Raw genomic sequence first — 8,397 nt, 5'->3', positions numbered from 1 at the left:
GGTGCGGAGGGGCGGGAGATCGAGTCTGCCGCCGCGGGGGATTTGACGTCCATGGCGCTTCGAGCCTACAGAATCGCACCTGGCATGATCGATGGAGTGAAGCGGGACCGAGGAGAGACATGAAAGAACTGACCGCGGACGTGCGCACGCTGTTCGACGGGACGAACTTCGCCACCGTGACGAGCCTGAACGCCGACGGCAGCCCGCAGGCCAGCGTGGTCTGGGCGAAGACCGACGGGGACGACATCGTCTTCTCCACGGTCAGGGGGCGGCGCAAGGACCTCAACTTCGCGCGTGACCCGCGGACGGCCATCGTGGTGGTCGACCACGTCAACCCCTATCGTTACGCGGAGGTGAGGGGGAAGGTGACGGTGACCGAGGACCCGACGGGGGCGCTCATCGACGAGCTGTCGCGCAAATACACGGGTAAGTCCTGGGTGGAGGCGCACGCCGGGGCGGAGCGGCTGATCGTGCGCGTCATCCCCGAGCGGGTCTACCTGCGCGGATGATTTCCCGCGGATCTTCACGGCCGTCTGATCGATCAACGGGCACGGGTGGCATTCACCGTTAATGACTACAAAAGACACCCCTGGGCAACTTCAACGTCTCGTAACCCGGCTTGTGAGGTGAGGTAAGGCGTTAGCCTTTCCTTCGTGAGCCTGCACCTATACGACACCAGCGTACGTACGGTCCGTGAATTCGTTCCGGTCGAACCCGGCCGGGCGTCGATCTACCTGTGTGGCGCCACCGTGCAGGCTCCCCCGCATATCGGGCACATCCGCTCCGGCGTCAACTTCGACGTGCTGCGCCGCTGGATGGCCCGTTCGGGTTACGAGGTGACCTTCTGCCGGAACGTCACCGACATCGACGACAAGATCATCCGAGTCGCGGCGGACGAGGGCGTGCCGTGGTTCGTCGTCGCCGAGCGCAACCAGCGTGCCTTCACCTGGGCCTACGAGGTGCTCGGCTGCCTGCCGCCGACCGTCGAGCCGAGGGCCACCGGCCACGTGCCCGAGATGATCGAGCTGATGGAGCGGCTGATCGCCGCCGGCCACGCCTACGCCTCCAGCGGTGACGTCTACTTCGACGTCATGTCCTACGCCGATCGGTACGGCTCGCTGTCCAACCAGAGGCTTGAGAACATGCGGGCCGCCGGCGACACCGACACCGACTCGTGCAAGCGGGACCCGCGTGACTTCGCGCTGTGGAAGGGCGAGAAGCCCGGCGAGCCGACGTGGCCGACCCCGTGGGGCCGTGGCCGTCCCGGCTGGCACCTGGAGTGCTCCGCCATGGCGACGAAGTACCTCGGGCCGACCTTCGACATCCACGGCGGCGGCGTCGACCTGATCTTCCCGCACCACGAGAACGAGCTGACCCAGTCGCAGGCCGCCGGTGACGGCTTCGCGCGCTACTGGATGCACAACGGCATGCTCAAGATCGGCGCGGAGAAGATGAGCAAGTCGCTCGGCAACTCCCTGCTGATCCCCGAGGTGACCAAGAAGGTCCGCCCGGTCGAGCTCCGCTACTACCTCGCGGCTCCGCACTACCGTTCGTCGATCGACTACTCCGAGGAGGCGCTGGCCGAGGCCGCCTCGGCCTACCAGCGCATCGAGGGCTTCGTCACCCGGGCGGCCGAGGTCATCCACGACGTGGACGCGCACGCGCCGCTGCCCCAGGCGTTCACCGACGCGCTCGACGACGACCTGGGCACCCCGCAGGCGCTCGCCGTGGTCCACGAGGTGGTCCGTGAGGGCAACGTCGCGCTGGCACAGGGCAACAAGGAGCAGGTCGCCAGATTGCTGGCCGAGACGCAGAACATGCTCGACGTGCTCGGACTGGACCCCCGCTCGGAGCAGTGGCGCTCCTCGGGCGGCGACATGGGCCTGCGCTCCACCGTGGACGCGCTGGTCAGCGTGGCTCTGGAGCAGCGCCAGGCGGCCCGGGGCCGCAAGGACTTCGCGGCGGCCGACAGCATCCGCGACCAGCTCGCCGGAGCCGGGATCCTCGTGGAGGACACCCCCCAGGGTCCTCGTTGGGAACTGTCGCGGTAAAAGCAGGCCGTACCCTAGACAGCATGGCTGGTGGGGGTAAGGGGTCCGGGCGACCCGCGAAGAAGAAGAGTCCGACCAAGGGCACGGGCGGCAACGTCCGCCGTGGCCTGGAAGGCAAGGGGGCGACCCCGCCGGCGCACATGCGGCACTGGCACAAGGACAAGGCGCGCACCGAGCGGATCGAGCGCGAGGACAGGACCGGCAGGCCCTCCTCCCCGCGCACCCCGATCCGTGGCAGGCGGAGCGAGGACGCCCCGGAATACATCGGCGGCCGCAACCCCGTCCTTGAGGCGCTGCGGGCCGGTGTGCCGGCGAGCACGCTCTACATCGGCCTGCGCATCGACAACGACGACCGGGTCAAGGAGTCCGTCCGGATCGCCGCCGACCGTGGCATCGCGATGCTGGAGGTCGGCAAGGAGAAGCTGGACCGCCTCACCGAGGGGGCGATCCACCAGGGCATGGCCCTGCAGATCCCGCCGTACGAATACGCCCACCCCGAGGACCTGGTCAGCCTGGCCCGGGACGCCGCCGAGGTGCCGCTGATCGTGGCCCTCGACAGCGTCACCGACCCGCGCAACCTCGGCGCCATCGCCCGTTCGGCCACCGCCTTCGGCGCCCACGGGCTGGTCATCCCCTCCCGTCGCTCGGCCGGAGTGACGGGAGGCGCCTGGAAGACCTCCGCCGGCACGCTGGCCCACCTGACGGTCGCCCGCGCGGCCAACCTAACCGCGACCCTGCGCGAATACCGTGAGGCCGGTCTGTTCGTGATCGGCTTGGACGGCGAGAGCACGGTCGACATCGGCGACGCCAACCTCCTCGACGGCCCGCTGGTCGTCGTCGTGGGTTCGGAGGGCAAGGGCCTGTCCCGCCTGGTCCGCGAATCCTGCGACCTGGTCGTCCGCATCCCCATGAACGCCGCTGCCGAGTCCCTGAACGCGGGCGTCGCCGCGGGCGTCGCCCTCTACGAGGTAGCCCGCCACCGCCGCCGCTGAGGCACGCTCTGTGGATCCTCGCCACGATCGGGGATCCACAGAATCCGCCCTGATCTTCCCGACTCGTCCCCTCGGCTCGGTGACGTCCGGGTCATAAGCCGACTACACTCGTCAGGCGACCATGCCGACGTAGCTCAATCGGCAGAGCAACAGTCTTGTAAACTGTAGGTCAGGGGTTCGATTCCCCTCGTCGGCTCGCAACAGAGGGCCAGGTCAACCGGTATCCGGAGACCTGGCCCTCTGATCGTTAAGCGGGTCTCTTACCCTTTCGTGCCACTGGCCGTCTTCCGTGCCGCCTTGAATACCTTGCTCAGAGCCTCCGCGATGGCCTTGTCACGGTCCCGACTGGCATGCTGGTGGATCAGCGCCACCCGTGTGGAGGGACGCCCATCCGGGACATCAGCTCTTTGGGACTCGCCCCGCTGGAAGCGACCAGGGTGTCGCCGACATGGCGGAGACCATGGCAATGGAGATCGGGGAGCCAGGCAGCCGCACGGTCCCTGCGCCACGTCCGGCGAACGGCCCCGAGAACACCATCGTCATCAACACCACCGACGTGCCGGTGACAGCTGTTGCCAGGAACATTCTCCCCCTCTGGCCAGTCGATGGAGTTCCGTGAGGTAGCTGTCGGGAGTCTCGGCGAAGCGGAAGGCCGGCCTGCGGCTGGCCCGTCATTCCGAACCGCACATCTGCCGCGCGACCAGCTCGGCGAACTCGACGGCGGGCGGCTCGAGGTCGGCCCACGACCGCGCGGCCCAACCCGCGGTCGGTCCGGGCAGCTCCGGCGACGGCCGCATCACGCAGCAACCGCCCGGCCGACGTGGGCAGCACGCCGCGCGGACGCCGCTCGAGAAGGCTCAGGCCGAACTCCCGCTCCAGGCGGCGCACGTGCTGGCTCACCGCCGACACTGACGCCGTTGACAGCGCCCGGGCCGCCTTCGACTACTTGTCCGAGCGTCGGCCAGCGCTCTATGGCACGCTCGCCGTCTCCGCTGAATATGAGGGGACCAGTGGAGAGCAGGAGCAGGCTCCGGAAACCGGTGCCGGCACCGGCGAAGCGGCGCCTGGGTCGAGCACTTGGCCGAGTCGCCCCGGATCGAGGGCACCCACCGCCACACTGCCGACGTGGCCTGCTGATCAGCGTGGGCGGCTGAGGGCGGCCTCGGCCAGATCCGTCCATTTCTCGGCCGAGGAGTGGGGCACGACCACCCAGTCCTTTATCGCCCTGCCCTGCCCCGAGGGGTCGAACAGGGACGCCCCGGGCAGCTGGAGCGCGGCCGTGTGCTCGGAGGTATCCCTGACCAGCCGGAACACCATCGCGCCGTCGCGCTGCAGGCTCGCGAACACCTTCCCTGCCTGATCTTTGAGCGCGGGCCTGCCCATCATCCTGGAGACCCCTACACCCAGGTCGGCCAGCTCGGCGCCGACCTGCTTGAAATCCTCTTCCGCGCTCATCGTCAGTCGGTCCCAAACTCCATGGCGGCGCGGTCGAGCAGCTCGTCGCAGTCGGGGCTCTTCCCGCGTGACGCGCTCGCCCCGGCCCCGCCTTCCGGCAGAACGGCGATCAGGCTAGTCGTCCTGACGACACCGATCAAGGCCGGATGCGGGGCGCCGACCATGCCGAGTCCCGCAACCGGTCCTCGACTGTGCGTGACAGATCACCATCAGCGCCGGCCAGGGTGATGTCTCCCCGTACAGCGGATTGCGGCGATCGAGGCGCGGTGTGTCTGTCCGCGAACTCGGGAGAGCACCAAGTAGCGGGGCCCCGTAGTACTCGCCGAAAATCGGGCGGATATGGCTGACCAGCAAAGATCGGGTTTAGGTGCTGTCGCGGTTGCTGGTCATGCGGGCGGTGAGTTCGTCGGCGTTGGGTGTCCAGGTCCCTCGCTGGGCGTCGAGCCCGTCGAGGCGACGGTGGGTGCCTTCTTTGCTGGGCTTGAGGGTGCGGCGGTGGAGTACGGCGCCGCGCCGCCCCACGCGCCGCGGATGTCGGTGTGCAGCCGGTCTCGGCCGATGCTGGCGAACGGCCCGGTGTCAGCGGCTGCACCGATCAGAAATCCTCTGCCACGTCGTCAGTTCTGTTAGCCCTCTCACCGGTGGAAGGATTGATGACCATGACCGACGCCAGACTGCTGGGAGCCGACGAGGCCAGGTTCATCGCGGCGGTCCGCTCAGACGACACGGCGCGGTTCGCACTCATCACGGAGCGCCACCGGCGTGAGCTGCAGGTGCACTGCTACCGAATGCTCGCGAACTACGAGGACGCCCAGGACATGACGCAGGAGACGTTCCTGCGAGCGTGGAACAAGCGGGAGTCGTTCAAGGGCCACGCGGCCCTGCGGACCTGGCTGTACCGGATCGCGACGAACGCCTGCCTCGACTTCCTGGAGAAGCGCAACAACCGCACACCCGTACCGTCCGAGCTGCCGGACCCCGGCTCCGAGGTGCGGTACCTGCAGCCGTACCCCGACCGGATGCTCCCCGAGGACCCGCAGGAATCGGTGGTGGCGAGGGAAACGATCGAGCTGGCGTTCATCGTCGCCGTCCAGCACCTGCCGCCGCGGCAGCGGGCGGTGTTCATCCTGCGCGACGTCCTCGGCTGGCCGGCGTCGAAAGCCGCCGACGCCCTCGAACTGACCGTCGCATCGGTGACCAGCGCACTGCAGCGGGCCCGTGTGACGATGCGCGAGCAGCTGCCCGACCGCCGTCTCGACTGGCGGAGCCCCGCCACCCACGAGCTGTCGAATGACGAGCGCGGCGTGGTGAAGTCGTATATCGACGCCCATGAGCGCAACGACCTCGACGGGCTGATGTCCCTGCTGCGCGACGACCTGCGCTTCGCGATGCTGCCCGAGCCGGGCACCCTGATCATGACGGCCAAGGACGCGGTGGACGGCTGGGTCTCCAGTGGGCTCTTCCAGCGCGGCTACGACGACTGGCGCTGTATCACCACGACGGTCAACCGCATGCCTGCCGCCGTGCTGTACCTCCGCACCCCCGACGACCCGGAGTACCGGCTATTCAACATCGCGGTCCTGCACATCGTCGACGGGAAGATCGCCGAGCTCACCGGATTCGACGCCACCGACAAACCATGGCTGGGCCTGCCCCCGACACTGTGATCAGACAGGCCTCCGTCGTCGACGAGTCCAGCGCACGGGCCGCCGTCACCGAAGTCACCGCGGAATGAGCACCCCGACCAGCTGAACATCAACACGACAACGCGAACACCACCGCCCCGCCGGCGTTGCCGACGGGGCATCTTCATGCCCGAAGATCATCGTCACGATCAACGACGCCGTCGTCCTCATCCCCAGCAAGCCAGCAAGTCGGTCAACAGCTCACTCGGAACGCGAGGAAGGGCCCGGGGAAGGTTCCCTCAAGGCCGAGGGGCACGGTGAGCACGCCAGGAAGGATTTCGACCTGGCCTCACCAGCCCAGGACCTGGCCTCACGCGCCGAGCATCTGGCCCGTGCTCATCGCCTCGTCTCGTATCGGGTCAGTACCACGCCGCCGGGAAACGTCCGCGTCTCCACCAGGTTCAGGTTCACCCAGCTGTCCAGGGCCGTGAAGAACGGCGTGCCGCCGCCCAGCAAGGCCGGTGCGGTGACCAGCACGTACTCGTCGATCAGCCCGGCCCGCATGGCCGCCCCGGCGAGCGTGGCGCCGGTGATGTCCATGGGGCCGCCGTCCTCGGCCTTGAGCCGGGTGATCTCGGTGACCGCGTCGCCGGTGACCAGGCGGGTGTTCCAGTCGACCTTGTCGATCGTCGAGGAGAACACCACCTTCGGCATGTCCCGCCAGCGGCGGGCAAACTCGATCTCCGCCGGTGTGGCGCCGGGCTGCTGGTCGGCGGTCGGCCAGTGGGAGCTCATCTCCTCCCACAGTTTGCGCCCGTACAGCGCCAGGCTGGTCGCCCCCACCCGGTCGGACCACCACTGGAACAGCTCGTCGCTCGGTACGCTCCAGCCGAGGTCGTCGCCGGGTGCGGCGATGTAGCCGTCCAGGCTCAGGTTCATGCCGAAGATCAGTTTCCGCATCGTGCCAGCCTCTCGTGAGTCGATCTCACACGTACAGACGGGCACGGCGCGGAAACCTAATCGGTGCGCGATCTGCGTCCGCAGGTAGTCCTCGCGGTCCGGACCCGGCACGGCGTACTCGGCTGGGCTCGAACACTACCCACCGGATCTCGACTTCACCCTCGTACGGGCAGCGGCACACCCATGGCCGGCTCTCCCCGACCGCTGCTGCCGTCTGCCCGGACGGGCAGGCCTTCCACGGCCACCTGCAACAGCGGACGCGCAGCGGCCGATAGCCGGTGGGACCGAGCTGGGCGAGTTCACCTTCGATGTCGACCTCGATTGCGCCGAAGAAGTCGATGTTCCCGCTGTGCGCCGGGGAGATGTGGGCCAGGACCTCGTCGTCGATGCGGCGTCCCGCCCTGCGCATCGACTCGACCGCGAGGCCGTAGTACTCGGTGGTCCAGGCGACCACGGCGTTGGTGGCCAGCGTCAGGCACCACGCCTGCTCGCAGATACCCATACGACCCGTCCAGCGCGGCGAGGTGCCGGTGATCGCGCGGCAACCATGGCGCGGCCTGCGTCACCGCCGACCGCAGGCGAGGCCGGCCGATCCGTTCACCTCGGACCGGGCCGCCGGTCTGCTCGTCGCTGATCTGCGGGTCGGTGATGATGGCCGGGTCGACGCGGAGCTGCTCGGCCGGCCTGGCCACCGCCACCGGCGGGGCTGAAAGCACCTTGTCCGGCACGAACCCCAGCCACGGCAACGTGCATAACGCCACGGCCAAGCCGAGCCGGTCCGCCGGACCACGGCCCCGACCGGGATCGACGGACGCGACATCCGCCGGAGTCAGGGCGAAGAACCTCGCTGGCTCGTCCCTGCCAATCTCCGGGAACCCCGCGGGCGCTCCAGCTCCTCGTCCGCGAACACCTGCGTCGCCAAGAACGACCTCCCGCCAGGCCCGCAGATTCCCAGCTCAGAAGCCTACCCAGCCATATCCGCCCGATTTTCGGCGAGCACTACGGGGACCCCTAATACTACAGCCAGGCTTTGTGATCTGTAGTCTGAACGCCATGGTTGGTGAGTTAACGTCCGATGATCTCCAGGAGTGGGTCTCGGGGTTGGATGTGCTGTTCGGGCGGGTGGCTGGCCGGTTCGGGCGGGTGGAGCCGCGGCGTCAGGCGCGGGCGTACCTGCTGGGGCTGCTGGCTCCGATCGAGCGCAAGAACGGCTGGCAGTTGGCCGAGGCGGCTGGGGATGCTGCGCCGGACCGCATGCAGCGCCTGTTGAACAGCGCCCGCTGGAACCCTCGCGAGGTACGTGCTGACCTGCGC

Annotated in this window: 9 protein-coding genes, 1 tRNA gene and 2 pseudogenes; 6 read left to right on the top strand and 6 right to left on the bottom strand. The window is 68.5% G+C overall.

Annotation, left to right across the window (positions count from 1 at the left end):
- Positions 1-119: 119 nt before the first annotated feature.
- From CA984_RS40495 to CA984_RS40480, 4 genes are all read left to right on the top strand, one after another.
- Positions 120-509 carry a PPOX class F420-dependent oxidoreductase gene (locus CA984_RS40495; RefSeq protein WP_086578649.1) on the top strand — a complete coding sequence of 130 codons (390 nt, stop codon included), beginning with the start codon at positions 120-122 and terminating at the stop codon, positions 507-509.
- Positions 510-653: 144 nt separating this feature from the next.
- Entirely contained in the window at positions 654-2,051 is a 1,398-nt protein-coding gene (gene cysS, locus CA984_RS40490; protein ID WP_086578648.1) for a cysteine--tRNA ligase, read from the top strand.
- Between the two features lie 23 nt (positions 2,052-2,074).
- On the top strand, positions 2,075-3,043 hold the full coding sequence (gene rlmB, locus CA984_RS40485) for a 23S rRNA (guanosine(2251)-2'-O)-methyltransferase RlmB (RefSeq protein WP_086578647.1): 969 nt from the start codon (positions 2,075-2,077) through the stop codon (positions 3,041-3,043).
- A gap of 123 nt (positions 3,044-3,166) precedes the next feature.
- Positions 3,167-3,239: transfer RNA gene (locus CA984_RS40480), tRNA-Thr, on the top strand.
- A gap of 203 nt (positions 3,240-3,442) precedes the next feature.
- Here the strand turns inward: CA984_RS40480 and CA984_RS48455 are convergent.
- The 3 genes and pseudogenes from CA984_RS48455 to CA984_RS46770 all read right to left on the bottom strand — a co-directional run.
- A pseudogene (locus CA984_RS48455) lies at positions 3,443-3,973 on the bottom strand (LysR family transcriptional regulator); the annotation flags it as partial.
- A gap of 207 nt (positions 3,974-4,180) precedes the next feature.
- On the bottom strand, positions 4,181-4,498 hold the full coding sequence (locus tag CA984_RS40470; RefSeq protein WP_086578646.1) for a hypothetical protein: 318 nt from the start codon (positions 4,496-4,498) through the stop codon (positions 4,181-4,183).
- A 363-nt stretch (positions 4,499-4,861) separates the two neighbouring features.
- A complete protein-coding gene (locus tag CA984_RS46770; RefSeq protein ID WP_165781605.1) occupies positions 4,862-5,020 on the bottom strand; it encodes a hypothetical protein in 159 nt (52 codons plus the stop codon).
- A gap of 137 nt (positions 5,021-5,157) precedes the next feature.
- Here CA984_RS46770 and CA984_RS40465 point away from each other — a divergent pair, with 137 nt between their 5' ends.
- A complete protein-coding gene (locus CA984_RS40465; protein ID WP_086578650.1) occupies positions 5,158-6,165 on the top strand; it encodes an RNA polymerase subunit sigma-70 in 1,008 nt (335 codons plus the stop codon).
- Positions 6,166-6,519: 354 nt separating this feature from the next.
- Here the strand turns inward: CA984_RS40465 and CA984_RS40460 are convergent, their stop codons facing one another.
- The 3 genes and pseudogenes from CA984_RS40460 to CA984_RS49435 form a co-directional block, all read right to left on the bottom strand.
- The gene (locus tag CA984_RS40460; RefSeq protein ID WP_086578645.1) at positions 6,520-7,083 is read right to left on the bottom strand and encodes a dihydrofolate reductase family protein; all 564 of its coding nucleotides are present in this window, start codon (positions 7,081-7,083) and stop codon (positions 6,520-6,522) included.
- A 25-nt stretch (positions 7,084-7,108) separates the two neighbouring features.
- The gene (locus CA984_RS47490) at positions 7,109-7,585 is read right to left on the bottom strand and encodes a Tn3 family transposase (protein WP_207621223.1); all 477 of its coding nucleotides are present in this window, start codon (positions 7,583-7,585) and stop codon (positions 7,109-7,111) included.
- Between the two features lie 151 nt (positions 7,586-7,736).
- A pseudogene (locus CA984_RS49435) lies at positions 7,737-7,949 on the bottom strand (DUF4158 domain-containing protein); the annotation flags it as partial.
- A 187-nt stretch (positions 7,950-8,136) separates the two neighbouring features.
- On the opposite strand from CA984_RS49435, the gene CA984_RS40445 reads away from it, so the two are divergent.
- The coding region (locus CA984_RS40445) for a transposase (RefSeq protein ID WP_165781604.1) at positions 8,137-8,397 on the top strand (261 nt) is incomplete at its 3' end.

Origin of the sequence: Streptosporangium minutum, from assembly GCF_002149035.1 — a bacterium.
Classification (GTDB): Bacteria; Actinomycetota; Actinomycetes; order Streptosporangiales; family Streptosporangiaceae; genus Streptosporangium; species Streptosporangium minutum.
This window is presented reverse-complemented; position numbering and strand designations above follow the sequence as displayed.

What these genes read in the sequence shown, in the direction of transcription:
- CA984_RS40460 (WP_086578645.1), bottom strand. Translation starts at nt 7,083, where the DNA reads ATGCGGAAACTGATCTTCGGCATGAACCTGAGCCTGGACGGCTACATC.
- CA984_RS47490 (WP_207621223.1), bottom strand. Translation starts at nt 7,585, where the DNA reads ATGGGTATCTGCGAGCAGGCGTGGTGCCTGACGCTGGCCACCAACGCC.
- CA984_RS40470 (WP_086578646.1), bottom strand. Translation starts at nt 4,498, where the DNA reads ATGAGCGCGGAAGAGGATTTCAAGCAGGTCGGCGCCGAGCTGGCCGAC.
- CA984_RS40465 (WP_086578650.1), top strand. Translation starts at nt 5,158, where the DNA reads ATGACCGACGCCAGACTGCTGGGAGCCGACGAGGCCAGGTTCATCGCG.
- rlmB (WP_086578647.1), top strand. Translation starts at nt 2,075, where the DNA reads ATGGCTGGTGGGGGTAAGGGGTCCGGGCGACCCGCGAAGAAGAAGAGT.
- CA984_RS40495 (WP_086578649.1), top strand. Translation starts at nt 120, where the DNA reads ATGAAAGAACTGACCGCGGACGTGCGCACGCTGTTCGACGGGACGAAC.